Annotated in this window: 16 protein-coding genes; 7 read left to right on the top strand and 9 right to left on the bottom strand. The window is 70.0% G+C overall.

All coding sequences use genetic code 11. From position 1 onward, the window contains the following. Positions 1 to 46: 46 nt before the first annotated feature. Entirely contained in the window at positions 47 to 1,537 is a 1,491-nt protein-coding gene (locus ACFY36_RS16580; RefSeq protein ID WP_499746838.1) for a PucR family transcriptional regulator, read from the top strand. 997 nt (positions 1,538 to 2,534) lie between these two features. Here ACFY36_RS16580 and ACFY36_RS16585 read toward each other — a convergent pair. Then, complete coding sequence (locus tag ACFY36_RS16585) at positions 2,535 to 4,382, bottom strand: hybrid sensor histidine kinase/response regulator (RefSeq protein WP_499746839.1); 1,848 nt, start codon at positions 4,380 to 4,382, stop codon at positions 2,535 to 2,537. 103 nt (positions 4,383 to 4,485) lie between these two features. Here ACFY36_RS16585 and ACFY36_RS16590 point away from each other — a divergent pair, with 103 nt between their 5' ends. The 4 genes from ACFY36_RS16590 to ACFY36_RS16605 all read left to right on the top strand — a co-directional run bounded on the left by ACFY36_RS16590 (position 4,486) and on the right by ACFY36_RS16605 (position 10,622). Then, positions 4,486 to 5,889, top strand: coding sequence for an MFS transporter (locus ACFY36_RS16590; protein ID WP_499746840.1), 1,404 nt, complete (start codon positions 4,486 to 4,488; stop codon positions 5,887 to 5,889). Positions 5,890 to 6,017: 128 nt separating this feature from the next. Continuing rightward, positions 6,018 to 8,414, top strand: coding sequence for a GTP-binding protein (locus ACFY36_RS16595; protein WP_499746841.1), 2,397 nt, complete (start codon positions 6,018 to 6,020; stop codon positions 8,412 to 8,414). A 39-nt stretch (positions 8,415 to 8,453) separates the two neighbouring features. Next, complete coding sequence (locus tag ACFY36_RS16600; RefSeq protein WP_499746842.1) at positions 8,454 to 9,047, top strand: TetR/AcrR family transcriptional regulator; 594 nt, start codon at positions 8,454 to 8,456, stop codon at positions 9,045 to 9,047. Between the two features lie 144 nt (positions 9,048 to 9,191). Continuing rightward, a complete protein-coding gene (locus tag ACFY36_RS16605) occupies positions 9,192 to 10,622 on the top strand; it encodes an MFS transporter (RefSeq protein WP_499746843.1) in 1,431 nt (476 codons plus the stop codon). Between the two features lie 7 nt (positions 10,623 to 10,629). On the opposite strand, the gene ACFY36_RS16610 is transcribed toward ACFY36_RS16605, so the two are convergent. From ACFY36_RS16610 to ACFY36_RS16620, 3 genes are read right to left on the bottom strand one after another with little or no spacing between them, the layout of a single operon-like run. Further along, positions 10,630 to 12,246 (bottom strand): RecQ family ATP-dependent DNA helicase, encoded by a 1,617-nt coding sequence (locus ACFY36_RS16610; protein ID WP_499746844.1) that lies wholly within the window; start codon positions 12,244 to 12,246, stop codon positions 10,630 to 10,632. 11 nt (positions 12,247 to 12,257) lie between these two features. Next, the gene (locus tag ACFY36_RS16615) at positions 12,258 to 13,151 is read right to left on the bottom strand and encodes a helix-turn-helix domain-containing protein (RefSeq protein WP_499746845.1); all 894 of its coding nucleotides are present in this window, start codon (positions 13,149 to 13,151) and stop codon (positions 12,258 to 12,260) included. Between the two features lie 34 nt (positions 13,152 to 13,185). Next, a complete protein-coding gene (locus tag ACFY36_RS16620) occupies positions 13,186 to 13,425 on the bottom strand; it encodes a hypothetical protein (RefSeq protein WP_499746846.1) in 240 nt (79 codons plus the stop codon). A gap of 341 nt (positions 13,426 to 13,766) precedes the next feature. Between ACFY36_RS16620 and ACFY36_RS16625 the strand changes: the two genes are divergently transcribed. Further along, positions 13,767 to 14,093, top strand: a complete 327-nt coding sequence (locus ACFY36_RS16625) for a hypothetical protein (protein WP_499746847.1) — start codon at positions 13,767 to 13,769, stop codon at positions 14,091 to 14,093. 7 nt (positions 14,094 to 14,100) lie between these two features. Here ACFY36_RS16625 and ACFY36_RS16630 read toward each other — a convergent pair whose 3' ends face one another. The 5 genes from ACFY36_RS16630 to ACFY36_RS16650 all read right to left on the bottom strand — a co-directional run bounded on the left by ACFY36_RS16630 (position 14,101) and on the right by ACFY36_RS16650 (position 17,524). Next, on the bottom strand, positions 14,101 to 15,081 hold the full coding sequence (locus ACFY36_RS16630; protein ID WP_499746848.1) for a permease prefix domain 1-containing protein: 981 nt from the start codon (positions 15,079 to 15,081) through the stop codon (positions 14,101 to 14,103). Continuing rightward, positions 15,078 to 15,428: a PadR family transcriptional regulator gene (locus ACFY36_RS16635; RefSeq protein ID WP_498653690.1), complete on the bottom strand. Its 351-nt coding sequence runs from the start codon at positions 15,426 to 15,428 to the stop codon at positions 15,078 to 15,080. The genes ACFY36_RS16630 and ACFY36_RS16635 overlap by 4 nt, the downstream gene beginning before the upstream one ends. Positions 15,429 to 15,546: 118 nt before the next feature. After that, complete coding sequence (locus ACFY36_RS16640) at positions 15,547 to 15,960, bottom strand: CBS domain-containing protein (RefSeq protein WP_499746849.1); 414 nt, start codon at positions 15,958 to 15,960, stop codon at positions 15,547 to 15,549. A 51-nt stretch (positions 15,961 to 16,011) separates the two neighbouring features. Beyond that, complete coding sequence (locus ACFY36_RS16645; RefSeq protein ID WP_499746850.1) at positions 16,012 to 16,824, bottom strand: NAD(P)H-hydrate dehydratase; 813 nt, start codon at positions 16,822 to 16,824, stop codon at positions 16,012 to 16,014. Continuing rightward, a complete protein-coding gene (locus ACFY36_RS16650) occupies positions 16,799 to 17,524 on the bottom strand; it encodes a histidine phosphatase family protein (RefSeq protein WP_499746851.1) in 726 nt (241 codons plus the stop codon). The genes ACFY36_RS16645 and ACFY36_RS16650 overlap by 26 nt, the downstream gene beginning before the upstream one ends. Before the next feature lie 779 nt (positions 17,525 to 18,303). Between ACFY36_RS16650 and ACFY36_RS16655 the strand changes: the two genes are divergently transcribed. Continuing rightward, complete coding sequence (locus tag ACFY36_RS16655; protein WP_499746852.1) at positions 18,304 to 19,236, top strand: sulfite exporter TauE/SafE family protein; 933 nt, start codon at positions 18,304 to 18,306, stop codon at positions 19,234 to 19,236. Positions 19,237 to 19,243 lie beyond the last annotated feature (7 nt).

Below are 19,243 nucleotides of genomic sequence, written 5' to 3' on the forward strand. Positions count from 1 at the left end.
GGCACAGTCCTTACGCGACGCCGTTGTGCGCCCGTACAGTCCCGCCATGACGCTGCGTCTGTCCGACGTGCTCGCCGACCCCGACCTCAGCCTCCGGCTGGCCGACGGCGATCCGGCCGCGCTGCACCAGCCGGTGCGGTGGTGCGCGGTGACCGAGCTGGCCGACCCGCGGCCGTTCCTCGGCGGCGGCGAGCTGGTGCTGACCACCGGGCTCAGCCAGCTCGACGACGGCGCTCAACGGCAGTTCGTGGAGCGGGTGGCCCAGGGGCGGGCGGTGGGTCTCGGCTTCGGGATCGGTTTGACCCACGAACGGATTCCGGAGGGGACACTCACGGAAGCGCGCGAGCATCGGCTGCCGGTGCTGGAGATTCCGTACGAGACGCCGTTCATCGCCGTCGACCGTTTCGTGGCCGACCGGATCCTGGAGGAGCAGTACGGCCGGTTCGCCGACCTGCTCGACGAGCACGACACGCTGGCCAAGGCGCTGCTGTCGGGGCGCGGGCTGGGCGCGCTGGTCGACTCGCTGCATCAGATCCTGGGCGCGCCGGCGATGGTTCTCGACCTGTACGGGCGGGTGCTGGCCACGGCGCCGGCCAGTGCCTCGTGGCCGGTCGAGCAGATCCTGTCCACGGCCCGGGGCCGGGCCGGCGGCGACCTGCCGATGGCGGTGCCGGTGAGTGTGGAGGACGCCGTGGTGGCGTACCTCTGCTGTCGTCGTCCTCGCCGTTCGGCGGACGTGGTGCCGTACGCGGTCTCGCTGGTCGGTCTGGAACTGGCCCGCCGTCAGGCGGAGCTGGCCGGGAAGCGGCGGCTGGCCGGGCAGGTGCTGGAGGATCTGGTGCGCGGGACGATCGGTGCGCCCGAGGCCGAGCGGAGGCTGTCGCCGTTCGGCATCCGGGCGAGCGACGAACACGCGCTGCTGGTGGCCACGGTGGACGCCGCCGGCGATCCGCGGCGCAAGCTGGTGAGCAGCCCGCCGCTGGCCGGGGCCACCACGGCCGTCCTCGACGACTGCCTGCTGGCCGTGCTGGAGCCGGGTCAGTCCGCCCGCGAGGCCGCGCTGCTGCTCAGCGCCCACCTGTCCCGCCACAGCGACTCCCGTAACGGTTACGAGGTGCGGGTCGGCATCGGCGGCTGGTACGCGGGCATGACCGGCCTGAGGTGGAGCTACTACGAGGCGCACGAGGCGATGACGCGCGGGCCGGGCATCAACGAGCGCCAGCAGATGAGCCTGTCCGGCCTGCTGCTGGCCAGCGAGGACGTGCCGCTGCGCGACCTGGCCCGCGACGTGCTGCGCCCGCTGCGCGAGTTCGACGCCGCCCACAACGGCTCATTGGTGGCGACGCTACGCGCCTACCTGGACGCGGACGGCTCGGTGGCGGTGGTCGCCGACCGCCTCATCGTCCACCGCAATACGGTCCGCTACCGGGTCGACCAGATAGAACGCCTGACCGGCCGCTGCCTGACCACGACGGCCGACCGGGTGCAGTTGTGGCTCGCCCTGGCCGCGTCCACGCTGGGCGACTCGGCCGCGTGAGAGCCGAGCAAATCTGTGCGTCGCGGCCTCGCGGATGCCCCAGTGCTCGATCGCAGCATGAGAAGGAAACGCGCTTCTCCGCATTATTTTGATTGGCGTGATCGTTTCTTTGCTGTCGATCTTCGGGGTGCGGGATAATGGTTCATGACGCAGTTGGAGTTCTTTTCCAGGTCAGTTATTGCTGCTATGCGGGATTGGTCGGGCGTGCCGAGTCATTCGCCGGAGATGGTGGAGTTCCGGCGCGATGCGGCGGAACGGCGGCAATGGGGGCTGAAACGGCGTCATGCGCTGAAGTTGTGTCAGTTGCACGGTTGTTCGCGGCTGTGTGGGGAGTTGGGTCTGCATGATTCGACCGAGCGGATACCGCCGCTGGTCTGGGATGAGGAGGTCAGCTGGGTGCGGCGTCCATGTCGGCCCGTTGAGCAGGCGATGGCCGCTTCCGGTCCGGACGGTGTGCCGCAGGCTGCGCGGGTCAGTTGCGCAGAGAGGCCGGTCGAGGCCTGCACGGTGGTGCGGGCCGAGTCGGCCGCCCAAGCCGAGCAAGCAGCCCTGGCCGAGCCGGCCATGCAGGCTGAGCAGGCAGTTCGGGTGGAGTCGGCCACCGAGGCCGAGCAGGTAGTCCGGGTAGAGGCGGGTGTGCTTGCCGAGCCGACCGTTGAGGCCGAGACGACAATGCGGCCCGGATCGACGGTTCGGGCTCAGATGGTGGCGCGGGTTGAGGCGGTGACGCCGGACCGGTCGGCGGGTCAGGCGAAAGCCACCGCGCGGGCCGAGTCCACCGGGCTGGGTGGATCCTTGCGCGTCGCCCGTAGGCGCCGGCCGGGCCATTCGGGATCGGACGTTTCGCATGACTCTGGCCGGCGGTGCGCAATTGCGGCAGCACACGTATCAGTGCCACCGGAATGGCGACCGGGACTATCTCCGCCGTCGACTGAAAGGTGCCGCTGACGGCGCCACTCGAGGGACGCCGGCCTGGCTGGAGTTGGAACACCGCCCCTCAATCTCGGTGGCAGGGCAGGCGGACTGTGACCTTTGTGCCGGCCGCCTCCTGGGACGCCAATGTGATCGAGCCGTGGTGGCGTTCGACCACCACGCGGCACAGGGCCAGGCCCAGACCCGCGCCGGGGATGCCCGTGTGGCGGGCGTTGCCGCCCCGGTAGAGGCGGCGGAACAAGCGGGCCTGTTCGCTCGGGGCCACTCCGACGCCGTGGTCGGTCACGGTCAGCACCACCGCGTCGCCGTGCTCGTCGGTCAATGCCACTGTGACCGTGGAGTCGCTGCCGCTGAACTTCACCGCGTTGCCCAGCAGGGCGTCGGCCACCTGGCGCAGGCGTTCCCGGTCGCCCGGGACCATCAGCTCGCCGGGCATGTCGGCCTCTATCGTGATCCGGCGCTCGGCCGCGCTCGGGGCGATCGCCGCCACCGCCTCGGCCACCACGGCGGTCAAGTTGACCGGGACGATCGTCAGCTGGGCGTGGCCGGACTCCAGGGCGGCCAGGTCCAGCAGCTTCTCGACCAGGTCGCGCAGGCGTACGTTGTTGCGCTGCACCACGTCCAGCATCTCGCGGACCTCGCCCATCGGGGTCTCGTCGGGCGACTCGGCGATCAGGTCGACGTAGGCGCCGATCGAGGTCAGCGGGGTGCGCAACTCGTGGCCGACCAGCGCTATGTACTCGTCCGTGGCCGCCGCCAGGTGCAAGGCCAGCACCTCGGCCCGGCGCTGCTCCAGGAACGCCCCGATCAGGCCGGCCACGCCGGTCAACAGCACCGTCAGGGCCGGGTCGGGTTCCTGCTGGACGTACGTGAAGAAGCTCAGCACCCCGATGACCCGGTCACCGCTGCGGACCGGCACCGCGCCGCCGGCCTGGAAGGCGCTCTCCGAGGCCACGTACGGAAGGACCGGCGAGTCGCGCGCGTGGATGTCCGGCACCCACAGCGACTCGACCTTGGCCCAGCACGAACCGGCCAGGCCGGATCCGCGGGACATGCTGGCCGGGGTGGGCAGCGAACGCTCGCCCGGCGCGGTGTAGTTGCCGGCCGGGCGCAGCACGTCGGTCACCTCGTCGACCAGCCACAGCCTTACGTACGGCCAGCCCAGCGTGGAGCCGATCGCGTGCAGGATGCGGTCGGTGGCGTCGATGGCGTGCGTGTGGTCGGCCAGCACGCGCAGCACCTCGGTCTCGCACTGCTGATATTCGCGGGAGCGGTGCTCGTAGGTGCGATCGTGGAAGGCGGCCACGGCACCGGCGATCGTGCCGTCCGCCGCGAGGATCGGGGCGGCGTTGACGGCGTACCACCGGTCCCGGTCGACGATCTCCAACCCGCGGAATCTCTCACCGGAGAGAGCTTGGGACAAAATTTGCTCGTACGCCGAAGGAAGCGCCGCGTTGGCGGCGGTGACCCGCCCCTCGGCGTCGCAGATCACCACTCCCGCTTCGAGCGTGCCGAGCAGCGCCTTCACCGTCACGTCGTCCGGTTTGTCCAAATTGTCGAGCACTAAACCCAGCCGCCGCGTCAGATCGGGCACGCCGAACGGCTTGCCGATGACGTCGAGGGCGCCGGCGCCCTCCAGACGCTGATCGCCGGGAAGCAGATAGGCGGTGATCAACACGACCGGTGTCGCCGCCAGCGCCGGGTCGCGCCGCAGCGAGCGGCACAGCTCCAGCCCGTCCATCTCCGGCATGTCGACGTCGGCCACCAGCAGCGCCGGCCGATGCTCGGCGACCGCGGCCAGCCCGGCCCGCCCGTCGCCGGCCACCACCACCTCATGACCGAGACGGCGGATGACCTGCGCGATCACCCTCTGGTGATCAAGATTGTCCTCGGCCACGACAACAAGCGCCACGAGTGACCACGCTAGGCACGCGCGGTTTCATTCCGGGGTGATACAGCACTCTTCTCCCCCGCCCGGGTGTGCGCCACGCCACGAGCGGGGGTAGACGATCAGGGTGGTAAACAATGTTGGACTGCGGTCCGAGCGCGGTCCCGTCCTCGGCGCCGTCATGCTCTCCACCGCGCTGATCGCGATCGACTCGACGATTCTCGCGACCGCGGTGCCCTCGATCGTCGACGACATCGGCGGCTTCACCGAGTTCCCCTGGCTGTTCACGGTCTACCTGCTGGCTCAGGCCGTCTCGGTGCCCATCTACGGCAAGCTCAACGATCTCTTCGGCCGCAAGCCGGTGATCCTCTGGGGCATCGGGCTGTTCCTGCTCGGCTCGATCCTGTGCGGTCTGGCCTGGGGCATGCTCCCGCTGATCATCTTCCGGATCGTGCAGGGCCTCGGCGCCGGCGCCATCGCGCCCACGACCATCACCATCGTGGGCGACCTCTACTCCGTACAGGAGAGGGCCAAGGTCCAGGGTTATGTGGCCAGCGTGTGGGGCGTCGCGTCGGTCGTCGGCCCCACGCTGGGCGGCGTGTTCAGCGAATGGATCGACTGGCGGTGGATCTTCTGGGTGAACATCCCGCTCTGCGTCGCGGCCGGCGCGGTGATGTTCCGCCGCTTCCACGAGCGGGTCGAACGCGGCCGCCCGGTGATCGACTATCGCGGCGCCACCCTGCTCACGGCGGGCCTCACGCTGCTGGTCCTCGGCGTGCTGGAGGGCGGGCAGGCCTGGGCCTGGGACTCGGTCACGAGCTTCGCGGTGCTCGGGCTCGGCGTGATCCTTCTGGTGATCTTCGGGTTCGTGGAGCGTACGGCGCCGGCGCCCATCCTGCCGCTGTGGGTGTTCCGCCGGCGGCTGCTGGTCACGAGCGGCCAACTCGCGGTCGGTGTCGGGGCGATCCTTCTGGGGCTTTCGTCGTACGTCCCCACGTACGCCCAGGACGTGCTGGGCACCGGGCCCCTGGTGGCGGGGTTCGCGCTGGCCGCACTGACCCTGGGCTGGCCGATCTCGGCCAGCCAGGCCGGCAAGGTCTATCTGCGCCTCGGGTTCCGAACGTGCGCGCTGATCGGCACGTCGCTCGTGCTGGCCGGCTCGGCCCTGCTGTTGCTGCTGAACGAGACATCGTCGATCTGGGCGGTCGGCGCGTACTGCCTGATCATCGGTGTCGGCATGGGCCTGACGGCGGCGCCGACGCTGATCGCGGCCCAGTCGTCGGTCGGCTGGTCGGAGCGGGGCGTGGTGACGGCCAACAACATCTTCCTGCGCTCGCTGGGCAGCGCCCTGGGCGCGGCGGTGTTCGGCGCGCTGGCCAACGCGGTGATCGGCTCGGGTGACGTGGTCGACCCGGCCAAGCTGACCGAGGCGGTCCACCGCATCTTCATCGGCATGGTGCTGGTCGCGATCGTGATGGTGGGGCTGGCGGCGCTCATCCCGAAGGCGGCCGACGAGGCGACCCGGTCGTAAATGGGCTGCGCCCCGTCTCGGGGCGGCGCTAGCGTACGGGGTCAGGTTCTTGTTCTGAGGAGGAACGATGCGCGGTTTCCGGTCCCACCCGACGCCCATCGTTGCCGCCTCGAAGGACCTGACTCCGCGTGCCCTTTCTCAACCTCGGCGTCGTCGCGCATGTCGACGCCGGTAAGACCAGCCTGACCGAACGCCTGCTCCACGCGGGCGGTGTCACCGACCACGTCGGCAGCGTCGACGCCGGCGACACCCAGACGGATTCGCTCGACCTCGAACGCCGCCGCGGCATCACCATCAAGACGGCCGTGGCGTCGTTCCCGCTGGGCGACATCACGGTCAACCTCATCGACACCCCCGGCCACCCGGACTTCATCGCCGAGGTGGAACGGGCGCTGCGCATCCTCGACGGCGCCGTGCTGGTGGTGTCGGCGGTCGAGGGCGTACAGGCGCAGACCCGCATCCTGATGCGCACCCTGCGCCGCCTCGGCGTCCCCACCCTGATCTTCGTGAACAAGATCGACCGCCCGGGCGCCCGCGAGCAGTCCCTGCTGCGCGACTTGGCCACCCGCCTGACCCCGGACATCATCCCGATGGCCACGGTGATCGCCTCCGGCACGCCGAACGCCACGATCCGCCCACTGGACCGCCCCGATCGTCCAGCCGGCACCACGATCCGCCCGACCGGCACCAGCTCCACCACCGATCCCGCCCGCGCCGCCGTCGCGGACTTCATCGCCCGGCTCGTGGACATTTCGGGCGACCCGCGCGTGCTCTCGGATTGGGTGCGGAACGAGCGATCCGTGTCGTACGGCCGGTTGCGCGATGTCCTCACGGCCCGGACCCGCGGCGGGCTTCTGCATCCGGTGTTCTTCGGCTCCGCGGTGACCGGCGCCGGCGTGGACGAGCTGATGGCCGCCCTGCCCACACTGCTCCCGGCAACCACCGGAACCGCGGACGGCCCACTGAGCGGCACCATCTTCAAGGTCGACCGCGACGACCAGGGCCGGCGGGTGGCCTACGTCCGCATGTTCTCCGGCGCCCTGCACCTCCGCGACCGGGTGCCGGTCGGCGACCCCACCTCCGCCCCGCCCATCGCCCGCGGAAGTGGCGCCCAGGCGGCAACCACTACCAACCCCACCGCCGCCACCGGGAACAGCGCCCAGGCGACAACCACCACCAACCCCACCCCCACCACCGGGAACAGCGCCCAGGCGACAACCACCACCAACCCCACCCCCGCCACCGGCCGCGAGAACGGCGGAAAGGGTGAGGTCGGCCGCGAAAACCACGGAAGGAGTGAGGTCGACCGCGAGAACGGCGCGGGGAGAGAGGCCGGCCGCGAGAACGGCGCAGGGAGAGAGGCCGGCCGCGAAAACGGCACAGGGAGAGAGGCCGGCCGCGAGAACGGCGCAGGGAGAGAGGCCGGCCGCGAAAACCACGGAAGGAGTGGGGCCGGCCGCGAGAACGGCGCAGGGGGTGAGGCCGGCCGCGGAAACGGCGGGCTGGTGGTGATCACCGGGATTGAGGTGATCGAGGGTGGGGCCGGTGTGCGGCGAGGTGCTCTCGTGGCGGGGCAGATCGGGAAGGTGCACGGGCTTCGGGAGGCTCGGATCGGGCAGGCGATCGGGGCCGCTGGGCCGGGCGGCGGGCGGATCTTCGCGCCGCCGGCGCTCGAGTCCGTGGTGCGGCCCCGGGATCCGGCCGATGGGCGGCGGCTTCACGTGGCGTTGAGTGAGCTCGCGGGGCAGGATCCGCTGATCAATCTGCGGCAGGACGGGGCCGAGTTGTCCGTGTCCCTCTACGGCGAAGTGCAGAAGGAGGTCATCGCGGCCACGCTCGCCGAGACGTACGGCGTCGAAGTTGTTTTTGAAGAGACCCGGACGATCCACATCGAGCGGCCGGCGGGTGTCGGCTGTGCGGGGAAAACGCTCGGCAAGGACGGGAATCCGACGCTGGCCACGTTGGAGCTGCGGGTGGAGCCCGGCTCGGGGGTGACGTTCGCCCTGGAGGTGCCGGTGGAGCAGGTGCCGATTCACGTGTTCAAGGCGGTCGAACTCTTCCGGGAGTCGCTCACGGCGTACGTCGAAGAGTCCTTGACCCTGGGTCTTCGCGGTTGGCGGGTGACCGATGTGCATGTGACCGCGACCCGGACCGGCTTCGTCTCGCCGGCGACGCGGGCCGCCGATTTTCGCAAGCTTGTGCCGCTGGTGCTGCGCGAGGCGCTGGAGCGGGCCGGGACCGTGGTGTGCGAGCCGATCTCCCGCTTCCGGCTCGATGTGCCCGAGTCCACGCTGGGCGCGGTGCTGGCGGCGCTCGGGAGGTACGGCGCCGTTCCGGAGAGTTCGGCCCCGCTCGAAGGACTCGTGCCGACGGCGCGGGTCCGGGCGCTGGAGCAGGCGATTCCGGGTCTCACGCACGGCGAAGGTGTGCTGGAGACGACCTTCGAGCGGTACGACCCTCGGCCTCGCACGTCGGCTGCGTCACAATCGCCTTCGGAGATCGCTTCAGTTGAGCGGGAGGCGTAGTGTACGAAACAGTTTCGTTTCGCGAAGGGGGTGACCGCCGTGGCTGACCAGGCTGGGCGCGCCCGCAAACTCGACCAGGAACGGGAGCAGGCGATCCTGCGCGCGACCTACGAGTTGCTCGGCGAGACGGGCTATCAAGGGCTTCGGGTGGACGCGGTGGCCGCCCGGGCCCAGGCGAGCAAGGCCACCCTCTATCGTCACTGGCCCACCAAGGCGGAGCTGGTGACGGATGCCGTACGGGTGTGCAAGGCCGTCGACAAGCCGCTTCCCGACACCGGGACGCTGCGCGGCGACCTGGCGGCCTGGTTCTGCGACATGGCGACCATGATCAGCAGTGACCAGGGGCCGATCCTCGCCGGCCTGTTCATGGCCCTGCACACCGAGCCCGAGCTCGCGGTCCAGCTGCGCCAGATGCAGGAGTCCAAGCTGCCGCTCGCGGAATCCATCTGCGAGCGGGCCGTGGCCCGGGGCGAGCTCCGGCCCGGTTACGACGCCCGGCTCATCGAGGAGATCGTGCCGGCCATGGTCTTCATGCGGCGGTTCGCGCTGGGCGAGCCGCTCGACCAGGCCTTCATCGACCACCTCGTCGACGACATCGTCCTGCCGCTGCTCTCCCGGGAGCCGCGGCCCTAATCCTCCTCCTCAGCTCCTTCCACACCCTCGCCTACCGCGCCTGGGTGGATCTCCGCGTGCCCTGAAAGGGGACCCCTCGTGTCCATTACGACTTCTGACGCTCACCGTACGCCGGATATATCGCCTAAATCACGATCGAGGTGGTTGGCGCTGGCCGTGATCGCGGTGTCGCAGCTGCTCATCGTGCTCGATGCCACGATCGTCAACATCGCCCTCCCCACGGCGCAGCAGGCGCTGCACATCAGCGACGCCGACCGGCAGTGGATGATCACGGCGTACACCCTGGCCTTCGGCGGTCTTCTGCTGCTGGGCGGCCGGATCGCCGACTTCACCGGTCGCAAGCGGGCGTTCATCATCGGCCTGCTCGGCTTCGCCGCCGCCTCGGCGCTGGGCGGCCTCGCCACCAACGCGTTCATGCTCTTCTCGGCCCGGGCCCTGCAGGGCGCCTTCGGAGCGCTCATGGCCCCGGCCGCGTTGTCGCTGCTCACGGTGACCTTCACCGAGCCTCGCGAACGGGCCCGCGCCTTCGGTGTCTACGGCGCCATCGCCGGTGGCGGCGGCGCGGTCGGCCTGCTCATGGGCGGCCTTCTCACCGAGTACGCCTCCTGGCGCTGGACCCTGCTGGTCAGCACCCCGATCGCCATCATCGCGGCCGCGGCCGCGGTCCGCTTCGTCGGCGAGAGCCGGGCCGAGGGCAACACCCGCTACGACCTGCCCGGCGCCCTCACCTCCACGGCCGGCCTGGTCGCCCTGGTCTACGGCTTCACGAAGGCGGCCGAGGACGGCTGGGACTCGGCGACCACGATCGGCTTCCTCGTCGCCGCCGTCGCGCTGCTCGTCGCGTTCGTCGTCATCGAGCTCCGCTCGTCACACCCGCTGCTGCCGATGCGGGTGATCCTCGACCGCAACCGCGGCGGCTCGTTCCTGACGGCCCTGCTGATCGGCGCCGGCCTGTTCGGCATGTTCCTGTTCCTGACCTTCTACCTGCAGATCACCCTGGGCTACTCGGCCCTGATGTCCGGTGTGGCGTTCCTGCCGTTCACCGTCGGCATCATCGTCGGCGCCGGCATCTCGGCCCAGGTGCAGACCCGGGTCGGCCCGCGCGTGCTGATGGTCGCCGGCCTCGTCCTGGCCACGATCGGCATGGTCCTGCTGACCCAGATCGGCGTGGACACCGGCTTCTGGAGCCACGTCTTCCCGGCCGAGCTGGTCCTCAGCCTCGGCCTCGGCATCACCTTCGGCCCGATGTCGAACACGGCCCTGGTCGGCGTGGCCGACCACGACGCCGGGGTGGCCAGCGCCCTGATCAACACCACCCAGCAGATCGGTGGCTCCCTGGGCACGGCCCTGCTGAACACCATCTTCACATCGGCGGTGGCCGCCTACATCGTCGACCACCAAGCCACCGCCTCGGACCCGGCATCACTGACAGCGGCGGCCACCGTCCACAGCTACACGGTGGCGTTCTGGTGGAGCGCGGCCCTGATCGGTCTTGCCGCCATCATCGCCCTGGTCCTGATCAAGGCGGGCCGGGAGGAGGCCAACGCCAAAGCGGGAGCCGCGGTGATGGTCTGACGGCCCGTCATTCCCTCGTCAGCAGGCCGTTGGTCAGCGCCGCCGCGGTCAGATGGCGATAGCCGACGGCGTCGAAGGCGACCACCAGTTCGTGATCGTCCCGGCTCAGCAGCGTGCCCGGTCCCCACAGCCGGTGCCGGACACGCTGCTGGGTCCCGGGGCCGGCGCTCCGGTCGTCGCTTCGCGGGGTGGCCGCGTATTTGTCGTTGTCGCAGCTGCCGCAGGGCGCGTCGTACTGCTCGCCGAAATAGCCGAGCAGGTCGGCGCGGCGGCAGTGGGTGGTCTCGGCGTAGCCCCGGGCGGCGTCGATGCGGGAACGCAGGATCGTCTGCCGGCGGTCGCCGGCCGCGGTGACCTGCCGGAAGGCGTCACCCATGTGCGCGGCCAGCACGGCGTCGTTGCCGTCGGGGCGCACCAGGCCGAGCTCCAGGAGCTCGTCGACCACCCGCTCGGCGGCGGCCCGGCCCACACCGGCCGCCTCGGCCAGGTCCTTGACGGTCGTCCGGCCCTCGGCCGCCTCGATGGCGTCGATGACCGCGTGGACCGAGGCGGCGCCCATGCGCGAGCGGGCGGCCAGCAGGCGGGGAATCCGTACGGTCCGAGGGTCGTAGACGAGCACGGCGGTGGCCGGCTCGCCGTCGCGGCCGGCCCGCCCGATCTCCTGGTAGTACTCGTCGAGGCTCCCCGGCACGCCGGCGTGCACCACGGTCCGTACATCCGGTTTGTCGATGCCCATGCCGAAGGCGCTGGTCGCCACGACGACATCGAGCCGGCCGGCGAAGAAGGCGTCCTGGATCTCGCTGCGCCGCGCGGCGGGAAGACCGGCGTGGTACGGCTCGGCCCGGTAGGCGTCGAGACGGAGCCGCTCGGCGAGGCTTTCGCAGCGGGCGTGGCTGAGCGCGTAGACCAGGGCCGGGCCGTCGTGGGCGAGGACCACTTCGACCGTACGATCGTCGATCGCCTGACCTTCGGGCAGATCGTGCCGGGCCCGTCGCACCGAGAGCGAGATGTTCGGCCGATCGAAGTCGGCCACGACGACGCGGGGTTCCCGCATCCTCAGCTGCCGGGTGATGTCGGCCTGCACGGGAGGCGAGGCGGTGGCGGTGAGGGCCAGAACGGGCGGCCGCCCGGCGGCGGCGACGACGTCGGCCAGCCGAAGATATTCGGGCCGGAAGTCGTGGCCCCACTCGCTGACCAGGTGAGCTTCGTCGACCGCGACAAGGGTGACGGGCCGGGGGCCGCCGCTGATCGCGGCCATGGTCTCGGTGTTGGCGAGCTGCTCGGGCCCGAGCATGACGAAATCGACGAGCCCGTCGCCCAGCGCACCGAGAGCGTGCACCCGATCGGCGTGATGTTGCGACGAGTTGAGCATGACGGCCCGCACGGACCCCCGCGCCGTCATGGACCTGAGCTGGTCACGCTGAAGCGCGATGAGAGGCGACACGACAACGGTGAGCCCACCGAGCGCGAGCCCGCCGACCTGGTAGATAGCGCTCTTGCCACTACCGGTGGGCAGCACGGCCAGCGTGTCACCGTGCCCGGTGAGGGCGTCGAGAGCCCGCCGCTGAGCCGGCCGAAGGCTGATTCCGAGCACCTCGGCGGAAATCCGATCAAGCGTGTCCATCCCGCCGAATGCTAGTCGAAGGTGTGACCAGCGATTTCACTCGCTTGTTCCTGGCCGGTCTGCTCCTGGGCGCGGCGCAGATAGATCAGGCGACATCGGTCCAGGGTCTCCTCGACGTCGGCGGTCGCGGCGCTCGCGAGAAGGTCGAAGACCCGGCGGTAACGGCGCACCGCCGCCGGCTCCGACAGGATCCGGACATCGTCGATCAGATCGATGACGACCCGGCTGTCGTCCAGAATGGTGAAGCCGTGCACGGGCGGGTACGGCCAACGTATGTCCATGTCGGCCACCTGGATCTTCACATTGTCCCGGCGGTTGACCTCACGGAGACGAAACAGCTGAGCGAGCATGCCGTCCGCCGGCATCAACCGGGTCATCAGCGTGGTTTCCGGGAGCACGAAATGAAAGCGCCGGTGCTGGTCGCCGAGAATGATCTGCCGACTCAGGCGGGTGACGATCGCCTTCTGCGTGTCGCCCTCGGCGAGGTCGGTGACCAACCCGAGCACGGCTCTCGCATACTCATCCGTCTGCAGCAGGCCAGGAATGGCGCCGGGCTGGAAGGTGCGGTATTCCCTGGCAGCGGTTTCGAGCGCGCCGACATCCCGCTGCCAACCCACCACACGATCGGCGGAGACCGCGCCCGCCGGCAGCCGTTCGGCCGTACTCACCAACCGCTCGATCTCGTCCGGCTGGGCGTCCAGCGCCTCGGCGAAGCGCCTGACCTCCGCTCCGGACGGCCACATGGCACCCGTCTCGATCTTGGAAAGCTTCGACTGGCTCATCCCGATCCGCCGGCCCAGATCCCGTCCCGTCACGTGTTGCGCGCGGCGCATCCGGGCCAGCTGGACACCGATAGGTTCACCGGCGAGCCGAGGTGGCGGCACATCCTGGGAGTCGGGCTCCATGTGCGCCACCTCCCCGGTCACCTGTCGGCGAGAATCAGGCTCCCGCCGCTGAAACCTGCTCGAGGCGGGCGAACAGCTCGGCCGGGACCTTGACGAGGCTCTCACCCGGCGGCACGTTGATTCCGAGTTCAGTGGAATCAACTGTATAACCCTGGATCACATATTCACCGTCGCCCGCATCAAAAATCTTGGGGCAGTCACCGTGCGTACACCACGCCGCGACCAGGCGTAACGTCGATGCGTCGGGTTCAGAAACATTCGGCATACCTGTCATAACTGAAAGTAGATCACCAAGTTAGCAGGTGAATGAGTCAAATAGTCGACAGGCGCATGCCCGCTGAGCGTCGGAGATCCATCTCCAGATGGCGCTTAAGTGCTTTCGAGTGCTTACGAAGCGTAAGACGTGGAATATATTCTTGATATTCCTCGGCCGAACCAACATACGAATCAGCGACAGCGTCGTCGTCCTATCGGCTTTCCCGTCGAGATCCGGCTGCGGCATTGGCCCTGCTCGCCCTTGGCGCGAGCTTCGCCCTGCTGACGGCTGCACTTCTCGGCTACTGATGCGCGGCCGCGTCGTCAGGCGTCGATCGGGAGGTATTCATGGATTCCATCGTGGTCGTTCTGGTGCTGATCTGCCTGATCGGCGTGGTCGTCATGGTCGAGCTCGCCGCGGCGGTGGTGCCTTTGCTCGTCGTGGTCTCGCTGGTGCCGCCCGAGCAGCGAACCGAACTGGCCGAACTCCTCGCCGCCGCGGACAGCTCCCGCCGTCTCCGATTCTGGCGAGCGTTACGTGTGGCGGTCCTGTCGCGCCGCCGGAGGCGGGCAGCCGCTCCCCACAGAGTGGCCGGGTGCGCTTGTGCGGCTTTCGATCCCGAAACCTCCGGCCCGACGACGGCACCGCGCCCCGGCAGCTCTCGGCCGCGGGGCGCGGTGCGCTGAGGCGAGCTCAGCCGAACTTGTAGGTGTTGCCGGAGCCGGGGACCTTGGTGGGGAGGCCCCGGCGGGCGCGCTCGCCCCGGATGGTGATGTCGGCGATGTCCCACAGGGTGCCCAGGACCGTTACCGCGATGGCGGCGGGGGTGATCCAGGACAGCAGGTCGGTGCCGTTGTCGGTGGTCCAGTCGAAGGCCGGGTTGAAGAAGCGGTCGGAGGCCAGCAGCCACACCAGGTAGGCGCCGGTCGCCACGGCCAGGACGGCGTTGGCGACGATGACGGGCCTCGTCCAGCCACCCTGGCGGTAGAGCCAGACCGCCCACACGGCCTTGAGGGCGATCAAGGCGATCAGCAGCGGCCACCAGAGCGACCAGCCGGCCGGGTCGAGCACGGGGGTGTCGGTCAGGGTGAACTGCTGGACGACGATCACGGCGATCAGGATCACCGGCCACACGACGTACGTGACCATCTGGCCGAGGCTGATGGCGCGTGGTTCGTACTTGGGAAGGTCCTTCAAAGACCATGGGCCGCCGCGGAGTTCGGCCTTGCCCAGGCCGGTCCGCTCGATGACGGCGAAGGTCAGGGTGGTCCAGAAGGCCAGGTGGGCGCCGACGGTCAGGACGCTTCCGATGGCGCCGCCGATGATGTCGCCGGCCCGCGGGTCGTCGCCGAACAGCGCCACGACGACGTTGACCACGACCACGATCGGCAGGACGGTCGTGAACAACATGAGCATGAAGCGGCGCCAGACGCCGTACAACTCCGGGCCTATCAAGAAGTTGGGTCTGTTGGCGTAAGCGTCGGCGAGCTTGTCTGGGTCGCCCAGCTCGAGCAGCGCGTTCTCGACGGCGGTGTCGAGCGGCTCACCGGAGTCGACGCGGGCGTCGACCGCGTCGTCGATGGAGGCGCGCAGCTCACGGTCGATGTCGGCGCGCTGCTGCTCGGGGATGCGGCGGAGGGCGGTGAACACGTAACGGTCGACGAGGCTGGTCATTTGTCGCTCCCGGGGTGGGTGAAGGAAAGGTCGTTGATGGCGCGGTCGATGCGGGTCCACTCACCGCGCAGGGTCTCGGCGACGGCGTCGCCGTGCTCGGTGGTGCGGTAGAACTTGCGCGGCCGGGCCTCGTCGGTGTTCCACTCGCTGACCAGCAGGCCCTGGGACTCGAGCCGGCGCAGCAGCGGGTAGAGCGTGTTGGCCTCGACGTCGAAGCCGGCCTCACTGAGCGTCTCCAGCAGCGAGTAGCCGTACCCCGGCGTGCGAAGAGCGATGAGGCTGGCGACGACGACCGTTCCCCTGCGCAGCTCCTGCAGGTGGCTGGCGAGCGTCGCTTCCGTTGTCATGTCACTCACGATACTGTGCGACGCACACTATCGCAACGGGTTACACCAAAGTGCTCTGCACATTGAAGCGCCCCGCTCGGCACGAGGCCGAACGGGGCGCGTCTTACTGAGGAAGCGGTTACTCGCTGATGGCGTCGATCAGGTCGCCCACCGGGCGGTCCGGGAGGGCGCGGGCCACGTCGGCGACCGCGACGATGCCGATCAGCTGGTGACCGTCGATGACGGGCAGCCGCCGGACCTTGTGCTGGGACATCGTGCGCAGGATCTCTGCCGTGTCGTCCTCGGCGCCGACCGTGACCGGCTTGCCCTCGCCGAGCTCACCGGCCGTCACATCGCTCGGGTTGCGGCCCTTGGCCAGGGCCTTCACCACGATGTCGCGGTCGGTGACCATGCCCTTGAGGCGGTTGTCCTCGCCGCAGATGGGCAGCGAGCCGACGCCCAGGTCGGCCATCTTGCGGGCGGCGTCCGCGAGCGTCTCCTTCTCCCCCACGCAGGTGACGTCGGGAGTCATGATCTCGCGAGCGGTGGTCATGGGTTGTTCCTCCCGTTCTGTATACGAGTGGTCACAGAAGGGGTACCCGTATCAAAGCGTCGCAATCGTGTGGGCCACCTCGTCGACGAGTTCCCTGGCCAGGAAGCCGGTGCGGCCGTGGCGCGGGGTCAGGCGCTGCCCGCTCACCGAATGGACGTAGGCGGCCCAGCACGCGGCCTGCGCCGGATCGGCGCCCCGGGCCAGCAGGCCGGCGACGATGCCGGCCCGCGCGTCACCGCTGCCGGACGTCCCGAGGCCGACGTCGCCGCTCTCCTCGACCCAGCGCCGCCCGTCCGGGGCCGCGATGTGGCCGTAGAGCGAGACGACCGCGCCGTACTTCTCGGCGAGCTCGACCGACGCGGCGGCCGGATCGTCGCCGGGCGAACGGCCCAGCAGATGTTCGGCCTCCACCATGTTCGGCGTCAGCACCGCGCGTTCCGGTGACGGGAGAAGGCCGGCGTCCTTGCTGAGCGCGCCCAGGGCGTACGCGTCCAGAACCACCGCCGTCTCGGGGCGGGCCTCACCCAGCACCTCACGCATCAGCGTGGTCGTCTCGTCGATGTCGTCGAGGCCCGGACCGAGCGCGATCACGTCGGCCTCGCCGGCCAGTCCGGTGCCGGGCAGGCCGACCACCTTGGCCTCGGGCACGGCGATGCTGAGCGCGATGGTCGTCTCCTCGGCGACCGCCAGTTGAAGGCGGCCGGCGCCGGCCCGGAGCGCGGCCACCCCGGCGAGAAGAACGGCGCCGGGGGTGAACTTGGAGCCGCCGACGACGAGCACTGTGCCGCGGGATTCCTTGCCCCCTTGGGGATCGGGAAGCGGCCATTCGCGCAGGACTTTAGGGGTGATTACTCGCTGCGGCATTGACATCCTCCTGCCTGGTCGGCCGCGTGCCCTCGCGGTGCAGGTGATCGACAGCGTTGAAAGCCTCCGGCACCAGAAGGTCGCCCTCGCGCCGCCAGCTGCTGATCGAACAGTTGGCGATGGTGGTGCGGTGCGCGATCCCCATGAGCTCGGCTTCGTCGAGCCGCTCGGCGAGATAGCGGACAAGAAGCACGGTCGCCTCATGGGCGAAGAGCACCACGCGGCCCTCCGGGTAGTCCTCGCGCAGCTCACGAAGAAGCGCCCGGAGCCGCAGAAGCACATCGGCCCAGGATTCGCCGCCCGGCGGCCGGTAGTAGAACTTGCCGAGCCGGCTGCGCCGCCGAGCCTCGTCCGGGAGCCGCACTTGCACGCCACGCCCGGTGAGCAGGTCGAGGATCCCGAGTTCACGGTCGCGCAGCCGCTCATCGACGATCAACGGCACACCCCGGTCACCCAGCGCCAGCTGGGCGGTCTGCCGGGTCCGGAGGTACGGCGACACGACAGCTACATCCGGCGTGTCGCGGCCGAGATGCTCGCCGACGGCGGCGGCTTGCTCACGCCCGAGGTCCGACAGCGGAACGTCGGCATCCCGTTCCGGGATCTCGATAACCTCGGCCCCGCCTTCTTCAGCGGCTTGCGCGGTGACATTGCCGGTGCTCTGCCCGTGCCGAACCACGGCGAGCCACTGGAGCTCCTTCATGCCGACGCCATACCCCACGGCCAGATCGGTAATCCCACCCCGCCCGCCCCGGCATCGCCCCGCCTCGCCAGGGCCCACCCCGCCTTGCCACGCCCGGCCTCCCAGCGCCCGGCCCCGCCCCGCCCCGCCCGCCACGCCCGGCGTCCCAGCGCACGACCCCGCCTGCCACGCCCGGCCTCCCAGCGCACGACCCCGCCCCGCCCCCGCCCGCCACGCCCGGCCTCCCAGCGCACGACCCCGTCCCGCCTGCCATGGCCCGCGCTGCCATGGCCCGCCCTGCGACGCCCTGGCTCGGGCCGCCCGGCTTGGCCCAGCTCCAAGGAAGGAGGCGAGGCCGCCCACGGACAGAGACCGCGGCGCACGGAAACGGTCGGCGCACGAAAGCGCAAGGGAACGGGAGCGGGCGGCACGGCGTGGATCGTGGTGGTCTCGCGCGGCTCGCGGAAGGCGCAGATCGGGCTCGGCGTGCCGAAGTGCAGCGCATGTAAGAGGCAACGCATGCAAGAACAGCGCATCCAAGACGCGGCGCGGCACGCGGACGACGCGGCGCAGGCCGACACGCCGAAGCGCAACGCATGCAAGACACAACACATGCAAGAACAGCGCATCCAAGACGCGACGCGGCACGCGGGACGGGAGGAAGGGCCGTCGAAGAGGTCGCGGTCGGCAAGGAGAGGGTGACACGGGTGGGTGAACGAGGACGTTCCAGCAGGCGGGAAAGTCGATAAAGTCCACCGAATTAGTGGACAAGGTGGGGGATCGTTTCGGAGACTCGTCCGATGGATCTCACGCTTGCGCTGGCTGGGCTCGGCGTCGGTGTCGTCGTCGGGCTCACCGGGATGGGTGGCGGAGCGCTGATGACGCCGATCCTGGTGCTTGTGTTCGGGGTGCCGCCGGTGGCCGCCGTCTCCAGCGACCTGGCGGCCAGTGCTGTGATGAAGCCGTTCGGCGGAGCTGTGCATGCCCGCCGCGGGACCGTGAACTGGGCGCTCGTTCGGTGGCTGTGTGTCGGCAGCGTGCCGGCCGCCTTTGCCGGGGTGCTGTTGTTGCGGCTGCTCGGGGACGACGAGACGGTGCAGCGGGCGATCCGGATCGCGCTCGGGGTGGCTCTGCTGCTCGCGGCGGGTGGGCTGGTGCTGAAGTCGTGGGCGGCCCGGCGGCGTGGGGGCGACGGCGGGCCGGCGGAGCCGATCACGGTCAAGCCGCTGCCGACGGTGCTGCTGGGGGCCGCGGGTGGGCTCGTGGTCGGGCTCACCTCGGTCGGGTCGGGGTCGCTGATCATCGTGGCGCTGTTGGCCATGTATCCCACGTTGCGCGCCAATGACCTGGTCGGGACCGATCTCGTGCAGGCGATCCCGCTGGTCACCTCGGCCGCGCTCGGGCATGCGCTCTTCGGCGATCTTCAGCTCGACCTGGCCGGCGCCGTGCTGCTCGGCTCGATTCCCGGTGTTCTCATCGGGTCGCGCATCTCGTCGCGGGCGCCGGCCGGGCTGGTGCGGGCCGCGCTGGTGATCGTTCTGCTGGCCAGCGCGCTCAAGCTCTTCGACCTTCCCACGGCCGTGGTCGGCATCGCCGCGGCCGCCGCCGTGGTGGTGGCCATCGCCCTGAGCGTGCGGCGCCGCCCGGGGCCCTCCGACGACGGCACAATCCCAGAGACCACCCCGGTAACCGTGGGCTCAAGGGGCACGGAAAGGCTCACTCCGGGACGTTAGTGGCCGA

Source organism: Actinoplanes sp. NPDC000266 (genome assembly GCF_042899005.1).
GTDB lineage: Bacteria > Actinomycetota > Actinomycetes > Mycobacteriales > Micromonosporaceae > Actinoplanes.

What these genes read in the sequence shown, in the direction of transcription:
- ACFY36_RS16580 (WP_499746838.1), top strand. Translation starts at nt 47, where the DNA reads ATGACGCTGCGTCTGTCCGACGTGCTCGCCGACCCCGACCTCAGCCTC.
- ACFY36_RS16610 (WP_499746844.1), bottom strand. Translation starts at nt 12,246, where the DNA reads ATGGACACGCTTGATCGGATTTCCGCCGAGGTGCTCGGAATCAGCCTT.
- ACFY36_RS16615 (WP_499746845.1), bottom strand. Translation starts at nt 13,151, where the DNA reads ATGGAGCCCGACTCCCAGGATGTGCCGCCACCTCGGCTCGCCGGTGAA.
- ACFY36_RS16620 (WP_499746846.1), bottom strand. Translation starts at nt 13,425, where the DNA reads ATGACAGGTATGCCGAATGTTTCTGAACCCGACGCATCGACGTTACGC.
- ACFY36_RS16630 (WP_499746848.1), bottom strand. Translation starts at nt 15,081, where the DNA reads ATGACCAGCCTCGTCGACCGTTACGTGTTCACCGCCCTCCGCCGCATC.
- ACFY36_RS16635 (WP_498653690.1), bottom strand. Translation starts at nt 15,428, where the DNA reads ATGACAACGGAAGCGACGCTCGCCAGCCACCTGCAGGAGCTGCGCAGG.
- ACFY36_RS16640 (WP_499746849.1), bottom strand. Translation starts at nt 15,960, where the DNA reads ATGACCACCGCTCGCGAGATCATGACTCCCGACGTCACCTGCGTGGGG.
- ACFY36_RS16645 (WP_499746850.1), bottom strand. Translation starts at nt 16,824, where the DNA reads ATGCCGCAGCGAGTAATCACCCCTAAAGTCCTGCGCGAATGGCCGCTT.
- ACFY36_RS16650 (WP_499746851.1), bottom strand. Translation starts at nt 17,524, where the DNA reads ATGAAGGAGCTCCAGTGGCTCGCCGTGGTTCGGCACGGGCAGAGCACC.
- ACFY36_RS16655 (WP_499746852.1), top strand. Translation starts at nt 18,304, where the DNA reads ATGGATCTCACGCTTGCGCTGGCTGGGCTCGGCGTCGGTGTCGTCGTC.